The organism is Kitasatospora sp. MAP5-34, assembly GCF_029894335.1.
Lineage (GTDB): Bacteria > Actinomycetota > Actinomycetes > Streptomycetales > Streptomycetaceae > Kitasatospora.
On the sequence record NZ_JARXZC010000014.1, the window covers coordinates 32,184 to 50,372 of the forward strand.

An 18,189-nucleotide genomic window follows, 5' to 3' on the forward strand; every position below is an offset into this window, starting at 1 on the left:
CGGTGGCACTCCTGGACAAGCTGGACGAGAGCGGCGACCACCTCCTCTTCCACCTCACCGCGTTGCTCTGGATACCGCGCACCCTGCGCCGCTACTCGAAGGAAGTCCGGCGCCTGCTGGCCGAGGTGGCGTTCGGCAGCGGCGGCCTGGGCGTCATCGGCGGGACGATCGGCGTGATGATCGGGATGACGCTCTTCACCGGCACGGTGGTCGGCCTCCAGGGCTACGCGGCGATGAACGAGCTCGGGACCGCCGCGTTCACCGGGTTCATCTCGGCGTACTTCAACACCCGGGAGATCGCGCCGCTGGTCGCCGGACTCGCCCTCTCCGCGACGGTGGGGGCCGGGTTCACCGCGCAGCTCGGCGCGATGCGGATCAACGAGGAGGTCGACGCGCTGGAGGGGATGGGCGTCCGCAGCATGCCGTACCTCGTCACCACCCGGATCATCGCGGGCGTGGTGGCGATCATCCCGCTGTACGGGATCGGGCTGCTCAGCTCGTACGTCGCCTCGCGCGCCGTGACGGTGTACCTCAACGGGCAGTCGCAGGGCACCTACGACCACTACTTCAACCTGTTCCTCTCCCCGGCCGACGTGCTGCTCTCCACGCTGAAAGTGCTGATGTTCAGCGTGATCGTGATACTCGCGCACTGCTACTACGGCTTCAACGCCAAGGGCGGCCCGGCCGGGGTCGGTATCGCCGTCGGGCGCTCGGTGCGGAACGCCATCGTGATCATCAGCATCGCGGACTTCTTCCTCAGCCTCGCGATCTGGGGCGCGACCACGACGGTGCGGGTGGCCGGATGAACGCCCGTACGGTGGGCCGCAGATCGGCCGGGGTGGTCTTCCTGCTGGTGCCGGCGCTGCTCGCCTGGCTCGCGGTGGCGGTCTACGACAAGACGTTCACCGACTCCGCCGACATCTTCGTGGAGGCCGGCAGCGTCGGTCACGAGATGCAGCTCAACGCGGACGTGAAGCTGCGCGGTGTGGTGGTCGGGCAGGTCCGGGGGATCAGCGCCGACGGCGACGGCGCCCGGCTCACCCTCGCGATCGACCCGGCGAAGCTCCGGCAGATCCCGGCCGACGTCTCGGCGCAGATGCTGCCCACCACGCTCTTCGGCGAGCGCTTCGTGGCCCTCGTCCCCGCCGTGCACGCCTCGGGCGCCTCGCACGCCTCGGGCGCTTCGTTGGGCGCGGGCACGGTGATCCAGCAGGACCGCTCCAGCGACGCCATCGAACTCCAGCAGGTCCTGGACCACTTGATGCCGCTGCTGACCGCCGTCCAGCCGACGGAGCTCTCGGCCACCCTGGGGGCCGTCGCGACCGCGCTGGACGGGCGCGGTGCCCAGCTCGGCACCACCCTGACGCAGCTGGACGCCTATCTGCGCAGGCTCAACCCCCAACTGCCCGTCCTCAACAGCGACATCCAGGAGCTGGTGAAGGTCAGCCAGGTCTACGACCAGGCCGCGCCGGACATCGTGCAGGCGCTCACCGAGTTCACCCGGACCAGCGGCACCGTCGCCGAGCAGCAGGCGGGCCTCAGCTCGCTCTACGGCGCCACGACGGCCACGGCCCAGGACCTGACCACCTTCCTCCAGCAGAACAAGGACAACCTGATCCGGCTCGCCGCCGACAGCGCGGGCACCCTCAACCTGCTGGCCGAGTACGCTCCTTCGTTCCCCTGCACCCTACGGACACTGGCGGCCTTCGTCCCCGTCATGGACAAGGCGCTCGGCAAGGGCACGGCTGAGCCGGGGCTGCACGTCAACGTCACCACCGTCCCCTCGCGCGGCCGGTACGTGCCCGGGATCGACACCCCGGTCTACTCGGCCAGCGGCGGTCCGCAGTGCTACGCCGTCCCGTACACCGGCCGGACGACCCCGGTCGCGGCTGCCGACAGCTCGCTCGGGCTGCCCAACTCCCCGCAGGAGAACGAACTTGTGAGCGAACTGCTGAGCCCCGGCCTGGATCCGGCCGCGCAGGCCGTCCCAGACTGGGCGAGCGTGCTGGTCGGGCCGGTCTTCCGTGGGGCGGAGGTGACGCTGAAATGACGGGCGGCGACGGTGACATGAAGGGAAGCGCTGGAGTCGGGCGCCGCAGCCTCGCGGGCCCACTCGCCAAGTCGATCGTCTTCATCCTGGTCACGGCCCTGGCCACCACCGTGCTCGCGTTGAGCATCGCCGACACCGGGGTCGGCTCCACCGTCGGCTACGGTGCCCGCTTCACCGACGTCACCGGGCTGTCCGCCGGGGACAGCGTACGGATCGCGGGGGTGAAGGTCGGCCAGGTGGACAGCGTGGGCGTGGTGGACCACCGGATCGCCCTGGTGCACTTCTCCGTCGAGAAGGGCCGCCCGCTGCCCGCCTCGGTGACGGCCTCCGTCAAGTACCTCAACCTGGTCGGACAGCGGTACGTCGACCTGGAGCGCGGCACCGGTGCGGTGGACCGCGACCTCGCCCCGGGCTCGACCATCCCGCTGGACCGGACCACGCCCGCGCTGGACCTGACGCAGCTGTTCAACGGCTTCCAGCCGCTCTTCCAGGGCCTGTCGCCGAACGACGTCAACCAACTCGCGGGCGAGATCGTCCAGGTGCTGCAGGGCGAGGGCGGCACGGTCGACAGCCTGCTGCAGACGGTCGGTTCGCTGACCAGCACGCTGGCGGGCAAGGACCAGGTGATCGGACAGGTCGTCGACAACCTCAACTCCGTGCTGACCACCGTCAACACCCGCGAGGCCGGCTTCAACGACCTGGTGACCACCCTGCAGCAACTGGTCAGCGGCTTCGCGGGGGACCGGAAGCCGATCGGGGACTCGATCACCGCGATCTCCCAACTCGCCACCAGCACAGCCGGGTTGCTCGCCGATGGCCGGGCGCCGCTGAAGGACTCGATCGCCCAGCTCGGCCGGCTCTCCACCAACCTGGCCGACAGCACCCCGCAGTTGGAGAGCTTCCTGCGGAACACCCCCGAGAAGATGCGAACCATCGGGCGGCTCGCCAGCTATGGCTCCTGGCTCAACCTCTACCTCTGCGAGGCCAAGGTGTCCGGCGTGACCTCCTCGGAGGGTGGCCCGCCGCCCACCGGCGTCGCGATCACGGCAGCGAGGTGCCAGGGATGAGGCTCTCCACCGGGACACCGCTCTTCAGGGCACGGCTCCTTGGGGCGCCGCTCTTCAGGCCGCTGCGCGAACGCAACCCCGTCACGGTCGGGGCCGTCGGCCTGCTGCTGCTCGTGCTGCTCGGCGCGGTCGCCTACCGGGCCGACGCCCTGCCCCTGATCGGCGGCGGCACGGCCTACACCGCCGACTTCACCGAGGCGGCGGGCCTGCGGCCCGGTAACGAGGTGCGGGTCGCGGGGGCGAAGGTCGGCCAGGTGACCGGGGTGGCGCTCGACGGCGCCAAGGTCAAGGTCACCTTCAAGGTCCAGGACGCCTGGATCGGCAACGCGAGTACCGCCGCGATCGGCATCAAGACGCTGCTCGGCGAGAAGTACCTCGCCGTCGACCCACTCGGCACCGACCGGCAGGACCCGGCGGCCCGCATCCCGGAGAGCCGGACCACCTCGCCGTACGACGTCACCCAGGCGCTCGACGGGCTCGGGCAGACCTTCGGCGCGATCGACGGCAAGCAGCTCGCGCAGAGCTTCCAGGCCATCGCCGACACCTTCAAGGACACCCCGGCCTCGGTCCGCAGCGCGGCCGACGGGCTCTCCGCCCTGTCGAAGACCATCTCCAGCCGGGATGCCCAGCTCGCGAAGCTGCTGGACGGCAGCAAGCAGCTCACCCAGACCCTCGCCGACCAGGACGGCCGCTTCGAGAAACTGCTCTCGGACGGGAATCTCCTGCTCGGCGAGGTCCAGCAACGGCGTGATGCCATCCACCAACTGCTCACCGGCACCACGGATCTGGGCACCCAGATCAGCGGACTGGTGGCCGACGACAACCGGCAGTTGGCGCCCACGCTGGACGCACTCGACCGGGTCACCACCGTGCTGGCCGCCAACCAGAGCAGTCTGGACCAGGCCCTCGCGCTGGCCGGGCCGTACTACCGGCTGGTCGGCAACACGCTCGGCAACGGGCGCTGGTTCGACAGCTATCTGTGCGGGATCGTCCCCAAGAACTACCTGCCTGCCGGGAGTTCACCCCAGAGCGGCTGCCTGCCGCCCAAGCCCCAAGGTGGTCGGTGATGAGGCGGATCCACGTCTTCGCGGCCGCGCTGGTGGTGGCCGTCGGCTTGGTCACGACGGGGGTCGAGGTCTCCTCGGGCGCCGGGCAGAAGCATTTCACCGCGTACTTCGACCACGCCGTCGGCGTGTACGCCGGATCCGACCTGCGGGTGCTCGGGGTGAAGGTCGGCACGGTCAACTCGGTGCAGCCGCAGGGCACTCAGGTCAAGGTGAGCCTCACGCTCGACGCGGGAGTGAGGATACCGGCCGGTGCGGGGGCCGTGGTGGTCGCGCCGAGCGTCGTCTCCGACCGCTACATCCAGCTCAGCCCGGCCTACACCGGCGGACCCGAACTGGCCGACCACGCGCAGATACCGATCGGACGCACCGCCACCCCGGTCGAGATCGACCAGCTCTACCAGTCGATCACGCAGCTCAGCGACGCCCTCGGCCCGAACGGCGCCAACGCCACCGGCGCGCTCTCCCGGCTGCTCGACACCGGGGCGCAGAACCTGGACGGGAACGGCCAGGCGATCGGTGACACCATCGCGCAGCTCGGGCAGGCGAGCAGGACGCTCTCCGACCACAGCGGCGACCTGTTCGCGACCCTCAGCTACCTGCAGTCCTTCACCACCATGCTGAAGGACAACGACACCAAGGTACGCGCCGCCACCGACCAACTCTCCACCGTCTCCGGCTTCCTGGCCGCCGACCGGCAGGACCTGGGCGCCGCGCTGCAGCAACTCGCCACCGCACTCGGCCAGGTGAAGGGGTTCATCCAGGACAACCGGGCCCGGCTGAAGTCGAGCATCGACAAGCTCACCCCGATCACCCAGACCCTGGTGGACCAACGCGCCTCGCTCGCCGAACTCCTGGACACCGCACCCCTGGCGGTGGACAACGCACTGAGCGCGTACGATCCGGCGTACGGGACGCTCGACGGCCGGGCGAACCTCAACGAGCTGAGCGGGCAGTCCGTACTGCCACTCCCGCTGCCGCTGCCGCTGCCGGGTGTCGGCACCCTCCACAGTACCGGCAGTACGACGGGAGCGGCCCGATGAGACGTCCAACTGTCGCCGCCGCACTGCTCGCTGTGCTGAGCCTGGCCGGGTGCTCGGCCTCCTTCCACGGCATCCAGGGCCTCACGCTGCCCGGCGGAGCCGACCTCGGGGCTCATCCGTACCGGATCACGGCGAACTTCGCCGACGTGCTCAGCCTCGTCCCGCAGGCCGCCGTCAAGGTGAACGACGTGGCCGTCGGCCGGGTCACCGCGATCTCGCTGGGCGCCGACGGCTGGTCGGCGGTGGTCACCATGAAGGTGAACGGAGACGTGCGGCTGCCGGCCAACGCCTACGCCCACCTTGAGCAGTCCAGCCTGCTGGGCGAGAAGTACGTCCAGCTCTCCGCGCCGCCCGCGGAGCAGAACCCCGAGGGCAGGCTCGCCGACGGAGCGGCCATCCCGGTCTCCCGTACCAGCCGCAACCCCGAGGTCGAGGAGGTCTTCGGGGCGCTCTCGATGCTCCTCAACGGCGGTGGCGTCAGCCAACTCAGGACCATCACCGTCGAACTCGACAAGGCGCTCACCGGCAACGAGCCGCAGATTCGCTCGATGCTCACCCAGGTGAACACCCTGGTCTCCGACCTCGACGCGCACAAGCAGGACATCACCGACGCGCTGGACGGCGTCGACCGGCTGTCCGCCACCCTGGCCAACCGTGACCAGCAGATCGGCACGGTGCTCACCGACCTCAGCCCCGGTCTCAAAGTCCTGGACCAGCAGCGCGGTTCACTGGTCACGATGCTCCGCGCGCTCGACGGCTTGTCCGGCGTGGCCGTCGACACCGTCAACCGCAGCAAGGCCGACCTGGTCGCCGACCTCCAGGGGCTCGCCCCCACCCTGCGCCAACTCGCCGACGCCGGAAAGGCGCTGCCGGACTCGCTGCAGGTCCTGCTGACCTATCCGTTCACCGACGAGGTGCTGCGCGGAGTGAAGGGCGACTACCTGAACGTGTACCTGAACCTGACCGCCGCCCCCGGTACCCAGATCATCCCCGCCCTGCAACCGCAGGACAACGCACCCCCGCCGCCGCCGAGTCCCGCACCGCAGCAGCTCCCGATGCCCCAGCTCCCGATGCCACTGCCCCCGGTCACCCCACCCGCCGGCGGAGGCCGCTGATGCTCACTCTCGGCACCCGCCTGAAGAACCTCGCCTTCCTGGTCATCGCGGTCCTGGTCCTCGGGTACCTCGGCATCCGCTATGCCGACCTCGGCCGCTACGTCGGACTGCGCGGCTACTACGTCGTGCGCGTCGAACTCCCTGAGGCTGGCGGGCTGTTCGAGCATGCCAACGTCACCTACCGGGGTGTCTCGGTCGGCCGGGTCGGGCCGATCAGGCTCACCGGGCAGGGTGTCGAGGCCGAGCTGCGGATCAGCGACTCCGCGCCGCGCATCCCGGCCCGGCTCAAGGCGGTGGTCGCCGACCTGTCGGCCGTCGGCGAGGAGTACCTCGACCTCCGGCCGACCACCGACGCCCCGCCCTACCTGGCGGACAGCTCGACGGTGGCGCAGCAGGACACCAGCACCCCGCCGCCGGTGACCAACCTGCTCAGCAGCGTCGACAGCCTGGCCGGGTCGGTGCCGCTGCAGTCGCTGCGTACCGTCGTGGACGAGTTCGGCAAGGCGTTCGCCGGGCAGAGCGCCAATCTGCAGTCGCTGCTGGACAACAGCGGCCGCTTCCTGGGTGCGGCGGACCAGGCGCTGCCCGGCAACACCACCCTGATGGTCGATGGGCAGACGGTACTGCGCACCCAGATCGACGAGGGCGACGCCCTGAACTCCTTCGCCACCAGCGCGAACCAGCTGGCCGGCCAGCTCAACGCCTCCGACGCCGACCTGCGGCGGATCATCGCGACGGCGCCGGAGGCGGCCGGCCAGGTCAGCGCGCTGCTGCGGGATCTCGACCCGAGCCTGAGTGTGGTGCTCGCCAACCTGCTCACCACGTCCGAGGTGGCCGTCACCCGGCAGCACGGAATCCAGGAACTCCTGGTCCGGCTCCCCGCGTTGGCCGCCGCCGGCTTGACCGCCGTGGACGGCCAGGGTGCCCATCTGGGCATGGCGGTGACCTTCTTCTCCCCGCTGCCCTGCACCTCCGGCTACGGCGGAACGACGTACCGCAACGGGCTCGACACCGGCCCGGCCCCAGCGTTCAACACCGCCGCCCGCTGTACGTCCGCCCCGGGCACGGGAGTTGACGTACGCGGCTCCGCCAACGCGCCGAACGGCGGAGTGCCGATCCCCGCGCAGCCGGGCTCACTGCTGCCCGCCGCACCGCCACAGCCCACCGGCACCGAGCGCTCGTCCGCCACGACCCCGCTGCCCGGCGCGCTCGCGCTGCCCGCCCTCCCGGCGGACGGCCCGACGGACCTGAAGGGCCTGCTCGGACTGGAGGAGGCGGCCCGATGACAGTCCGACGGATCACCGGCTGGGTGGCGGCGCTGGTCGCGGTGGCGTACTTCGCGCTCTCCGCCGGGTGGTACGCGCAGACGCGCTCCGACGACTCGCTCGCGTACGCCAAGGCCCGGGACACCGTGCTGGCCACCGCACGGGAGGAGTTGGCAAGGCTGAACACCGTCGACGCGTCGAGCGTGGACGAGGGGCTGCGGCAGTGGTTGGACGCGACGACCGGACCGCTGCGCGATCAGTTGCAGCGTACCGGCGCGGCCGACGGCGCCACGCTCAGCCAGGCCGGCACCTCGGCCCGTGGCACCGTGACCGATGCCGCCGTCACCGAGCTGGACACCCGGGCCGGGACAGCCCGGTTGATCGCCACCGTGCAGGTGACGGTCAGCCGGGGCACGGCGGCCCCCAGCACCGACCGCAAGCGCTTCGAGGCGGCGCTCGCCCGTACGCCCGGCGGCTGGAAGGTCACGGCACTCACCGCCGTGCCCGTCGGCGCGAGCTGACGCGTGGACCGAGCGGATCTCGCCGACCGAGCTGATCGAAAGGACACCGGCGCGTGAGCACAGTGGAAGAGACCGAGGTCGCCGCTGCGATCCTGCCCGACGTCGAGGGCGGTACGGCGAGGTCGCGGCGGCGCTGGGCCGTCCCGGCGGCCCTCGCCGCCCTGCTGCTCGCGGGCAGTGGATTCCGCTACCTCGGCGCCCAGTTGCGGGACCCGGCTGCCATGGCGAACCGGGCCCTGGTCGACACCCGGGCGACCACCGAGGTGACCGGCGACGTCAGCAGCGCGCTCGGCAAGGTCTTCTCGTACTCGCCGTCCGACACCACCGCGACCGCGCAGGCGGCGGCGGAGCTGCTCGACGGTACGGCGGCGGCTCAGTACCAGGCGCTGTTCGGGCAGTTGCAGCAGCGGGTGGCGGAGCAGAAGTTGACGCTCAGCTCACGGGTGGTGCGGGCCGGGGTGGTGGAACTCACGGTGGACCGGGCGCAGTTGCTGGTCTTCCTGGACCAGACCGCCCAGCGCGAGGGCCAGGCGGCCACCACGGCCGCCGCCCAGCTGTCGGTGACCGCGCAGCTGCGGGGCGGTCACTGGCGGATCACCGATCTCAAGGCCCGGTAGGGGAGCGGACGATGGCAGTACGGAGATTGCAGGTGCCGAAGAACCGGTGGGCGGCGGTCACGGTCGGGCTGGTCGTGCTCGCGGCGGTGTTCGCGGTGTGGTCCGGCTGGTCCTGGTACCGGGCGGCGCACGACGACTCCGCCGCCTACGCGCGGGCCCGGGACCAGGTGCTGGCGGCGGGGGAACAGGCGGTGCAGAACATGAACACCCTCGACCACGCGGACCTCACGCACGGGCTGGACCTCTGGGAGGCGTCCACCACGGGTGATCTGCACACCCAACTGGTACAGGGGCGCGCGGACTTCGAGAAGCAGGTGCAGCAGGCGCAGACCGTCACCACCGCGCGGGTGCTGTCCGGCGCGGTGACCGAGTTGGACGACCGGGCCGGCCGGGCCAGTGTCATGATCGCGCTGCGGATCTCGGTGCAGGCGCCGCAGAGCGCGCCCGCCGCGAAGGAGAGCCGGATGCTCGGCGAGCTGACCCGCACCCCCGACGGCTGGAAGCTGAGCGCCCTCGGCCAGGCGCCGATGGGCGACAGTGCCGCCGTCTCCCCCCAGCCGTCCGCTCAGCCGTCCGCCGGCCAGTAGTCGTACGCCGTACCCGAGAGGAGCGCCGCAGATGTCGTCGACCACCACGCGCTATCTGATCAACCGTCAGCGACGGCTGGCGGCGACGGCCCGGCCCGCCGCTGCCGGTCCGGTCGAAGTCCCCGCTGTGGTAGCAGAGTTGGAGAAGTCGACCGAGCCGCCTGCCAGGCGGTGGCGGTGGCGTCGGCCCGCCGTGCTGGCCTTGGCCGCCGTCCTGCTGGCGGGTTTCGGCGCCGGGGCCGCCGCGCGGATGGCGGCCCTGCGGGCCGACCCGGCCGCCCGCAACCTGGCGCTCACCGACCCCGTCCGCACCAGTGAGGTGAAGGGGACGCTCTCGCAGGCCGTCAACACGCTCTTCTCCTACAACTACGCCGACACCGCGAGGACCGACACGGCGGCGAAGACCCTGCTGGTCGGCAACGCCGTGCAGCAGTACGCGACGATGCTCGCCGAGGTGCGAAAGCAGGCGCCGCAGCAGAAGCTCGTCCTCACCACCACGGTCACCGACAGCGGCGTGGAGCTGATCGACGGGGACCGGGCCCGGCTGCTGGTCTTCGCCGACCAGCGCAACACCAGCACCGCCGACTCCGCGAAGCCCGCCCGGACCAGCTACGCCGCCGCGATGTTCGCGGTGGACGCGGTCCGCCAGGGCGGCGGCTGGCGGATCGCGAACATCGACACCTTCAACCAGTGAGCCGGCGGTGACTCGGGCCGGCATGCCGGTGGGGCGGGGAGCTCGAGCTCCCCGCCCCACTTCAGAACTCGGCTGTCAGAACTCGGAGTTCGCGACCCAGAGCGCGAGCAGCTCCTCGTCCCCGGCGCGGTCGAGGGCGTCGGCACTGCCGTCCAGGCGGCCGTAGACGAACAGCAGCAGGTCGGCCGCCGTTCCCCGGACGGTCGCGTCCGCGACGGTACCCGTGTCGTCCTGGTCGAGCCCGAAGCCGTCCGGCCGCAGGCGGACCAGCCAGTCGCCGGCGGCGTCGGTGCAGGTGAACCGGATCGTCCGGTCCTCGCCGCGCAGGTTGGCCACCTTGGGCGCGAACGGCGTGGCGAACGGCAGGTTGACCAGGAACTCGTCCACGCCGTCGGCCGCGAGTGCGGGGTCGATCGCGGGGGTCAGCCCGAGGGCCAGCTCCGCGTCGATCCGGTGCACCAGGGTTTCGAACAGCATCCGGCGGATCCAGAACCGGACGTGCTGGTCGGCTCCCCACGCCCACATCGGGGCGCCCGGCTCGAGGGTGGTGAACGCGTCCGCCGCCTCGGCCGCGCTCGCGGCCAGCCACTCCGGGTAGCCGTCCTGCTTCTCCGGCAGGTTCAGCTCGACGTCCCGGCTGGTCGGACGCTCCTGGACGCGCTGACGCAGCAGCACCGAGAACCAGCGCTGCACGCTGCCGGTGTGCTTGACCAGGTCGGCCAAGGTCCAGCCCGGGCAGCTGGGCACCGGGGTCGCGAGGTCGGCGCCGCCGACCAGGGCGACGAGCCCGGCGGCCTCAGCCGCGACGGCCGGGCGGTGGTCGGTCGAGTGGTGGTCGACCGGAGCGCCGTGGCGGTACTGGTCCGAGGTGTTCATGTGGTGATGTGCCTCTCCTGGCGGTCCGGCCTCATGGCCGGCGCTCCCATGGGACTGTCTGGCGGTAACTCTCTCAGCCGATCGGCTTGTCGAGAACGGCCTTGGCGTGGCTGAAGGTGTCGATCGAGTACTCGCCGTGGTAGCGGCCCATCCCGCTCTCACCGACACCGCCGAACGGCAGCTCCGGCATCGCAAGGTGGGAGACCGGCAGGCCGAACGCGAGCGCGCCGGAGGAGGTCTCCTCCGTCAGCCGCCGCTTCGTCAGCTCCGACTCCGTGAAGGCGTACAGGGCGAGCGGCTTGTCGCGGTCGTTGATGAAGGCGATCGCCGCGTCCAGGTCGGGCACCGAGATGATCGGCAGCACCGGGCCGAAGATCTCGGCCTGCATCACCGGGGCGTCGGGAGAGACGTCGGCGAGCACGGTGGGTGCGAGGTAGCGGCCGGCGCGGTCGTGGGTGCCGCCGGTGACGATCCGGCCGTCGCCGAGCAGGGCGGTGAGCCGGTCGTGGTGGCGCTCGTTGACGATCCGGCCGTACGCGGGGTCGGCCGACGGGTCGTCCCCGTACAGCGCCTGGACGGCGGTGGCCAGATGCTCCTCGAGCGCGGCGGCGGTGTCGCCGATGGCGAGGATGTAGTCGGGGGCGACGCAGATCTGTCCCGCGTTGCCGAACTTGCCCCGGGCGATCCGCTGGGCGGTCGCCGCCAGGTCCACGCCTGGCTCGACCAGCGCGGGGCTCTTGCCGCCGAGCTCCAGCGTGACGGGGGTGAGGTGCTTCACGGCGGCCGTCATGACGATCCGGCCGACCGCGCCGTTGCCGGTGTAGAAGATGTGGTCGAAGCGCTGCGCCAGCAGTTCGGTGGTCTCCGGGACCCCGCCCTCGACGACCGCGACTGCCTCCCGGTCCAGGTAGCGCGGCAGCAGCCGGGCGATCGCCGCCGAGGTGGCCGGGGTCACCTCACTGGGCTTGACCACGGCGGTGTTACCGGCCGCCAGCGCGCCCAGCAGCGGGACGAGGGCGAGCTGCAGCGGGTAGTTCCACGGCGCGATGACCAGCACGACGCCGAGCGGGTCACGGACCACGTGGGCCTCGGCGGGCAGGAAGAAGTCGGGCACGGCGGCCGGCTTCGGGCTCAGCCACTCCGCCAGGTGCGCGACGGTGTGGTCCAGCTCGTTCAGCGTGAAGCCGATCTCGCCCCGGTACGCCTCCTTCGGGCTCTTGCCCAGGTCGGCCTGGAGGGCCTGCTGGAACGCCTCGGTCTGCTCGGTGAGCATCGAGCGCAGCGCGGCGAGCTGGCGCAGCCGCCAGTCGAGCGGCTTGGTGACGCCGGAGTCGAAGGTCGCGCGGACCCGGGCCACCACGGTGGCGGGGTCGGTGGCGACGGCGGCGACCAGTGCGTGGGCCAGGCCGGCCGAGGAGCCCGGGTTCTGGCCGGTGTACAGGTTGCGGTCGGTCACCGTGTGCGGGGTGAAGGGGGCGGCCTCGACGAAGTCGGCGCCGAGCTCGACCAGCCGGTCCTGGACCAGCCACTTCGCCTTGGCGGCGAGGCCGACGGCCTGCTCTTCGGCGTTGGTGAACGCCGTCATCCGGTACCCGGTGAACGGCCAGCTGCCGTCCTCGCGGCGGGCGGCCAGCAGCGCGGCGGGGGCGTGGCAGACCACGCCGAGCGGCTTGCCCGAGTCGAGGGTGCGGGTGAGGATCCGGCCGGAGGTCTCGTTGACCGCGAGGTCCTCCATCGGGCCGTGGCCGCCGGGGTAGAAGACCAGGTCGTAGGCGTCGGGGTCGACCTCCTCCAGCTTGGCGGGGCTGTCGAGCCCGTTGCGGATCGAGTCGAGGTACGCGCCGACGGCGGCCGCGCGCTCCTCGCCGCCGTTGACCGCCGGGCTCAGGCTGCCGTGGTCGACGGGGGCGGGGACACCGCCGGGGCTGGCGATGGTGACCTGGTAACCGGCCTCGGTGAAGATCCGGTGCGGCTCGGCGAGCTCCTCGGCCCAGTAGCCGGTGGGGTGCTGGGTGCCGTCGGCGAGGGTCCAGGTGCTGGAGCCGGTGACTACGAAAAGTGCGGAGGTCATGGTTTGCTCCTCAGATCTTGGCGGGGACGGGCTCGGCGGGCAGGCCGGAGGCCACCGGGACGGACGGTGCGAGCGGGCGGTGGTGCCGGCTCAGCCCCACCAGGGAAACGAGGACCGCGAGCAGCAGAGCTCCCGCCGCGATGACAAAGCTCAGCGTGAACTGGCTCTCGGCGGGCAGCGCCACGCCGAACTTGGCGTACGTGATGGTCTTGGAGGCGAGCAGCGAGGTGACCACCGCGCTGGCGATCGAGCTGCCGACCGAGCGGGAGATCGAGTTGATGCCGTTGGCGATGCCGGTCTGCTCCAGCGGCACGCTCGCCGCGATCAGGGCGGGCATGGCGGCGTAGCCGAAGGCGATCGCGATGCCGGTGAGCATCCCGGCGATGATCACGGAGATGCTCGCGCCGTGTCCCCAGGCCAGCCAGGCGAAGCCGGCGACGCCGACCAGGGCGCCCGCCGTGAGGGTGAACCGGGCGCCGATCCGGCGGACCAGGATGCCGGCGGCCGGGGCGGCGACCAGTGCGATCAGCGCACTGGGCAGCAGGTACTCGACGGAGGCGCGCAGTACGGAGGCGGTGAAGCCGTAGCCGGTGAGCCGCTGCGGCATCTGGACCAGGTAGGAGATGCCGATGAACTGGGCGAAGGCGGCGAAGCCGAAGAACAGCCCGGCCAGGTTGGTGAAGAGCACCTGGCGGTGGACGAACATCCGCATGTCCACCAGCGGGTTCGGGACGCGCAGCTCGACCAGCACCCAGACGGCGGCCATCACGGCGGCGCCGGCCAGGCAGCCCAGCGTACGGCCGGAGGACCAGCCCCACTCGTGACCCTGCGAGATGCCGAGCAGCAGCAGCACCAGGAAGACGGCGAGGGTGAGCGCGCCGAGGATGTCGATCCGGCCACCGGTCGGCGAGCCGCCGTGCGGGACGACGTACGCGACGGCCGCCAGGGCGAGCACGGTCAGCGCGGTGGAGAACCAGAAGACCAGGTGGTAGTTCGGGTGGCTGCCCTGGGTGAGCAGGCCGGTGGCGACCAGCGAGAGGCCGCTGCCGAACGCGAGCGTGCCGCTGACCAGGGCCATCGCACCGTGCAGCTTCTCGTGCGGGACCTCGTCGCGGATCACCGAGAGGGCGAGCGGGAAGATCGCGGTGGCGGATCCCTGGAGGACCCGGCCGACGATGAGCAGCGCCAGCGAGGTGGTGGTCGCGGCGATCACCGAGCCGATGACCATCACCACCAGGACGGCCAGCAGGGTGCGCTTCTTCCCGAACTGGTCGCCGACCCGGCCGAGTAGCGGGGTGAAGACGGCGGCGGAGAGCAGCGCGGCGGTGGTCACCCAGCTGACGCCGGCCGAGCCGGTGTGCAGCTCCTTCTGGAGCAGGGCGAGGATCGGGACGACCTGGGTCTGCGCCATGGCCACCACCATCGCGGCCAGTCCGAGCGCGAGGATCAGGGGTGTGCTGCTGCGTTCTCTGGCAGCGGAGGGGGTCTGGCTCATGACGGGACTACGGTCCTTCCGGGAGTTTGAAGGCTTGATGGTTGAAGCCTTCAAGCAATTGACTTGAAGGTAATCCTCGATAGTTAAGAATGTCAAGCACTCTCGCCTACACTTGACCCATGACTCCCACCGCCCCGCCCACCCCGGCCCAGCTCATGGACCAGCTCGCGCAGGCCGCCGCCGGCTACTACCGCAGCTTCGCCGCCGTGGCGGCCGAGCGCGGGCTCACCCTGATGCAGGGCAAGATGCTCAGCCTGCTCCGGCGGCCGATGCCCATGCGCACCCTTGCCGACCTGCTCGCCTGTGACGCCTCCAACGTCACCGGCATCGTCGACCGGCTGGAGGCGCGCGGGCTGGTCAGCCGCGAGACCGCCCCCGCCGACCGGCGGATCAAGAACGTGACGCTCACCGAGGAGGGGGAGGACACCGTCCGTCAGATCCGCGCTGAACTGATGTCCAGCCTCACCGGGCTGGAAGGGCTGGACGAGGAGGAGCGGATCACCTTCCAGCGGCTGCTGGCCCGCGTCTTCCCCGCCGCCTGAGAACCCGGCTGCCAGGGGCTGTTGCTGCCGCTGCCCGCCCGCTAGCCTCGGGCCATGAACGGGCTACCGAGCGGTAATGCGTCCGAATCCGTCAGCCACCGCACCTGCCCGCTCTGCGAGGCGACCTGTGGGCTGACGGTCACCGTCGGCGCCGATGCGGCCATCTCGGTGCGGGGCGACAGGCAGGACCCGTTCAGCAAGGGCTACATCTGCCCCAAGGGCGTCGCGCTCGGGCAGCTGCACAGCGACCCGGACCGGCTCCGCACCCCGCTGATCCGGCGCGGCCCGACCTGGACGGAGGTCGGCTGGGACGAGGCGTTCGCCGAGGCCGGCCGCCTGCTCGAGCCGCTGCTCCGCGACCACGGCCGCGACAGCGTCGCCGTCTACCTGGGCAACCCGACCGTTCACAACCACGCGGCCTCGCTCTACACCCGGGTACTGGTCCAGGCGCTCGGCACCGGCTACCGGTTCAGCGCCAGCACGGTCGACCAGATGCCCAAGCAGGTCGCCTCCGGCCTGATGTACGGCACCGACCTCTCCATCGCCATCCCGGACGTCGACCGCACCGACTACCTGCTGATCCTCGGCGCCAACCCGATGGTCTCCAACGGCAGTCTGCTCACCGCCCCCGACCTCCCCGGCCGGTTGCGCGCCCTGCGCCGGCGCGGCGGCCGCCTGGTGGTGGTCGACCCGCGCCGCACCCGGACCGCCGAGATCGCCGACGAGCACCTCGCCATCCGCCCCGGCACCGACGCGCTGCTGCTGGCCGGTATCGCCCGCACCCTGCTGGAGGAGGGCCTCGCCGATCCCGGCCAGGCCGCCCCGCACCTGAACGGTCTGCCCGAACTCCGTGCCGTGCTACGGCCGTTCACCCCCGAGGCGGTCGCCGCCGCCACCCGCGTCCCCGCCGACACCGTACGCCGGCTGGCCCGCGAACTCGCCGCCGCGCCCAGCGCCGCCGTCTACGGCCGGATCGGCACCACCACCACGGCCTTCGGTACGGCGGCCAGTTGGCTGGTCGACGTGGTCAACACCCTGACCGGCAACCTCGACCGGCCCGGCGGCGTGCTCTTCCCCGAACCCGCGACGGGCTCGCCCAACACCACCGGCGAACCCGGTCGGGGCCGGGGTGTCCGGGTGCCCGGCTCGCGCCGGACCAGGGTGCGCCAACTGGCCAGCGTCTTCGGCGAGTTCCCGGTCGGCACGCTGGCCGAGGAGATCGACACCCCCGGGCCCGGCCGACTGCGCGGGCTGATCACCTTCGCGGGCAACCCCGTGCTCTCCACCCCGAACAGCGCCCGGCTCGGCGCCGCTCTCGGCTCGCTCGACGCGATGATCAGCGTCGACGCCTACCTCAACGAGACCACCCGGCACGCCCACGTGCTGCTCCCCGCCGCCTCGCCGCTGGCCCGCAGCCACTACGACCTGGTCTTCGCAAGCTTCGCCGTCCGCAACACCGCCAAGTACTCCCCGCCCAGCCTCCCGCTCGCACCCGGCGAACTCGACGAGTCCGAGGTACTGCTGCGCCTGGCCTGCACCGCCCTCGGCGGCGGCCTCACCCCCGACGAGCTGGACGACCTCACCGCCGCCGACGCCGCCCGTCGGCTGGCCGCCGACCCGTCCTCCCCGGCCCACGGCCGCGACCCGGTCGAGCTGCTCGCCGCCGTCTCCGGCCGCCGCCGCCAGGACCGGCTGCTCGACCTCCTGCTGCGCGGTGGCCCGTACGGGGACGGCTTCGGCGCCAAACCCGACGGGCTCACCCTCGACGCCCTGGTGGCCGCCCCGCACGGCCTCGACCTCGGCCCGCTGCGGCCCCGGCTGCCCGGCGTGCTCCGCACCCCGAGCGGCAAGGTCGAGCTGGCGCCGCCGCAACTCGTCGACGAGGCAAGGCGGTTGGCGGACAGCCTCGCGACCGCCCCGGGTGCCGGGCTGCTGCTGGTCGGCCGCCGCCAACTGCGTTCCAACAACTCCTGGATGCACAACCTCCCGCTGCTCGCGGGCGGCAGCAACCGCTGCACCCTCCAGCTGCACCCGGACGACGCCGCCCGCCTCGGCGTCACCGCCGGCCAGTCGGTCACCGTCCGCTCCCGGGTCGGCGAGGTCGCGGCCGTCGCCGAGCTCACTGACACCCTCACCCCGGGCGTGGTGAGCCTCCCGCACGGCTGGGGCCACACCGACCCGGCCACCCGCAGCGAGCTGGCCACCCGCGAGGCCGGGGTCAACAGCAACCTGCTCACCGACGAGGAGCCGATCGACCCGCTGTCGGGCACGGCTGTGCTCAACGGCATCCCGGTGGAGGTCCTCAGCCGGTGAGTCGGGCGAGCAGCTCCGGATGGTCTGTCAGGGCCTGAGCGAGCACCGCCGAGGCGAAACCGGTGTGCTCCGGTGTGCCGACGGCCGTCCAGTCGATGGGGCCGAACGGCGGCTCGGGGTCGTACTCGATGAAGAGCTGGATCTGCCGGGCCACCTCCTCACCGGCGATCCGGCTCACCAGCTGGAGTGCCATGTCGATACCGGAGGAGACACCGGCGGCGGTGACGAAGTGCCCGTCCTCGACCCAGCGTTCGGCGACCGGCGTCGCGCCGAAGCGGGCGAGCAGGTCCCGGTACATCCAGTGGCTGGTGGCCCGGCGGCCCTCCAGCAGCCCGGCGGCGGCCAGCAGGAGCGAGCCGGTGCAGACCGACCCGACGATCCGGGCCTGCCCGGCGGTCCGGCGGATGTGCTCCAGCAGCGACTCGTCGGCCATCGCGGCGAGCGTCGGCGCCAGACCGCCCGGGACGATCAGCACATGCGGCGCCGGTACCTCGGCGAAGGTGTGGCTCGGTATGAGGGCGAGCGGCGTGTCAGTGGGCATCGGCTCGATCCGCTCGCCGACCACCACTGTCCGGAAGCCCGGCACCAGGTCGGCGAGCGCGGAGCAGACCTGCAGCGGTCCGACCAGATCGAGCGGCGTGATGCCGGGGTACACGGCGAACGCGATGGTCCGGATGCCGTCGTCGGGCTCGGGGGTGGGGGCGGGCTCGGGGGTGGGGGTCTGGGGCACGGTGGGCTCCTTGGTCCGGCGCGGAGGCGGTCTGCCGCCGGCGCTCACTCTCACACCGCCGGGCCGTCGCCAGGGGCCGGGCCCGGGCGGGTGGTCCGGAATCCTGCGATCCCTGTCTTCCGGACAGGTTGGCGTAGGT

The 18,189-nt window shown here is 71.8% G+C and carries 17 protein-coding genes and 1 pseudogene; 13 read left to right on the plus strand and 5 right to left on the minus strand.

All coding sequences use genetic code 11. The features are described 5' to 3' along the window. The first annotated feature begins 2 nt into the window (after positions 1-2). From P3T29_RS14350 to P3T29_RS14400, 11 genes are read left to right on the plus strand one after another with little or no spacing between them, the layout of a single operon-like run. The gene (locus P3T29_RS14350; RefSeq protein ID WP_280716805.1) at positions 3-806 is read left to right on the plus strand and encodes an ABC transporter permease; all 804 of its coding nucleotides are present in this window, start codon (positions 3-5) and stop codon (positions 804-806) included. Next, positions 803-2,050 carry an MCE family protein gene (locus P3T29_RS14355; RefSeq protein WP_280716806.1) on the plus strand — a complete coding sequence of 416 codons (1,248 nt, stop codon included), beginning with the start codon at positions 803-805 and terminating at the stop codon, positions 2,048-2,050. Before P3T29_RS14350 ends, P3T29_RS14355 begins: the two co-directional genes overlap by 4 nt. Next, the gene (locus tag P3T29_RS14360; protein ID WP_280716807.1) at positions 2,047-3,117 is read left to right on the plus strand and encodes an MCE family protein; all 1,071 of its coding nucleotides are present in this window, start codon (positions 2,047-2,049) and stop codon (positions 3,115-3,117) included. The genes P3T29_RS14355 and P3T29_RS14360 overlap by 4 nt, the downstream gene beginning before the upstream one ends. After that, on the plus strand, positions 3,114-4,184 hold the full coding sequence (locus P3T29_RS14365) for an MCE family protein (protein WP_280716808.1): 1,071 nt from the start codon (positions 3,114-3,116) through the stop codon (positions 4,182-4,184). The genes P3T29_RS14360 and P3T29_RS14365 overlap by 4 nt, the downstream gene beginning before the upstream one ends. After that, positions 4,184-5,224: an MCE family protein gene (locus P3T29_RS14370; protein WP_280716809.1), complete on the plus strand. Its 1,041-nt coding sequence runs from the start codon at positions 4,184-4,186 to the stop codon at positions 5,222-5,224. The genes P3T29_RS14365 and P3T29_RS14370 overlap by 1 nt, the downstream gene beginning before the upstream one ends. Then, entirely contained in the window at positions 5,221-6,339 is a 1,119-nt protein-coding gene (locus P3T29_RS14375; protein ID WP_280716810.1) for an MCE family protein, read from the plus strand. The genes P3T29_RS14370 and P3T29_RS14375 overlap by 4 nt, the downstream gene beginning before the upstream one ends. Then, positions 6,339-7,625 carry an MlaD family protein gene (locus P3T29_RS14380; protein WP_280716811.1) on the plus strand — a complete coding sequence of 429 codons (1,287 nt, stop codon included), beginning with the start codon at positions 6,339-6,341 and terminating at the stop codon, positions 7,623-7,625. The genes P3T29_RS14375 and P3T29_RS14380 overlap by 1 nt, the downstream gene beginning before the upstream one ends. Continuing rightward, positions 7,622-8,125, plus strand: a complete 504-nt coding sequence (locus tag P3T29_RS14385; protein ID WP_280716812.1) for a hypothetical protein — start codon at positions 7,622-7,624, stop codon at positions 8,123-8,125. Before P3T29_RS14380 ends, P3T29_RS14385 begins: the two co-directional genes overlap by 4 nt. A gap of 53 nt (positions 8,126-8,178) precedes the next feature. After that, the gene (locus P3T29_RS14390) at positions 8,179-8,742 is read left to right on the plus strand and encodes a hypothetical protein (RefSeq protein WP_280716813.1); all 564 of its coding nucleotides are present in this window, start codon (positions 8,179-8,181) and stop codon (positions 8,740-8,742) included. A 32-nt stretch (positions 8,743-8,774) separates the two neighbouring features. Continuing rightward, complete coding sequence (locus tag P3T29_RS14395) at positions 8,775-9,329, plus strand: hypothetical protein (RefSeq protein ID WP_280716814.1); 555 nt, start codon at positions 8,775-8,777, stop codon at positions 9,327-9,329. Between the two features lie 31 nt (positions 9,330-9,360). After that, entirely contained in the window at positions 9,361-10,023 is a 663-nt protein-coding gene (locus tag P3T29_RS14400; RefSeq protein WP_280716815.1) for a hypothetical protein, read from the plus strand. Positions 10,024-10,098: 75 nt separating this feature from the next. On the opposite strand, the gene P3T29_RS14405 is transcribed toward P3T29_RS14400, so the two are convergent. The 4 genes and pseudogenes from P3T29_RS14405 to P3T29_RS14420 all read right to left on the minus strand — a co-directional run bounded on the left by P3T29_RS14405 (position 10,099) and on the right by P3T29_RS14420 (position 14,465). Further along, a complete protein-coding gene (locus P3T29_RS14405) occupies positions 10,099-10,899 on the minus strand; it encodes a maleylpyruvate isomerase family mycothiol-dependent enzyme (RefSeq protein WP_280716816.1) in 801 nt (266 codons plus the stop codon). A gap of 73 nt (positions 10,900-10,972) precedes the next feature. After that, a complete protein-coding gene (locus P3T29_RS14410) occupies positions 10,973-12,292 on the minus strand; it encodes an aldehyde dehydrogenase family protein (protein WP_280716890.1) in 1,320 nt (439 codons plus the stop codon). Beyond that, a pseudogene (locus P3T29_RS14415) lies at positions 12,287-12,970 on the minus strand (type 1 glutamine amidotransferase domain-containing protein); the annotation flags it as partial. The pseudogene P3T29_RS14415 and the gene P3T29_RS14410, both read right to left, overlap by 6 nt. A 10-nt stretch (positions 12,971-12,980) precedes the next feature. Next, positions 12,981-14,465, minus strand: coding sequence for an MFS transporter (locus P3T29_RS14420; RefSeq protein WP_280716817.1), 1,485 nt, complete (start codon positions 14,463-14,465; stop codon positions 12,981-12,983). A 119-nt stretch (positions 14,466-14,584) separates the two neighbouring features. On the opposite strand from P3T29_RS14420, the gene P3T29_RS14425 reads away from it, so the two are divergent. Together P3T29_RS14425 and P3T29_RS14430 are read left to right on the plus strand one after the other, a co-directional pair. Then, on the plus strand, positions 14,585-15,007 hold the full coding sequence (locus P3T29_RS14425) for a MarR family transcriptional regulator (RefSeq protein WP_280716818.1): 423 nt from the start codon (positions 14,585-14,587) through the stop codon (positions 15,005-15,007). Between the two features lie 54 nt (positions 15,008-15,061). Beyond that, the gene (locus tag P3T29_RS14430) at positions 15,062-17,320 is read left to right on the plus strand and encodes a molybdopterin-dependent oxidoreductase (protein ID WP_280716819.1); all 2,259 of its coding nucleotides are present in this window, start codon (positions 15,062-15,064) and stop codon (positions 17,318-17,320) included. Here the strand turns inward: P3T29_RS14430 and P3T29_RS14435 are convergent. Further along, positions 17,310-18,050 (minus strand): DJ-1/PfpI family protein, encoded by a 741-nt coding sequence (locus P3T29_RS14435; protein WP_280716820.1) that lies wholly within the window; start codon positions 18,048-18,050, stop codon positions 17,310-17,312. The genes P3T29_RS14430 and P3T29_RS14435 overlap by 11 nt on opposite strands. Positions 18,051-18,189: the final 139 nt, after the last annotated feature.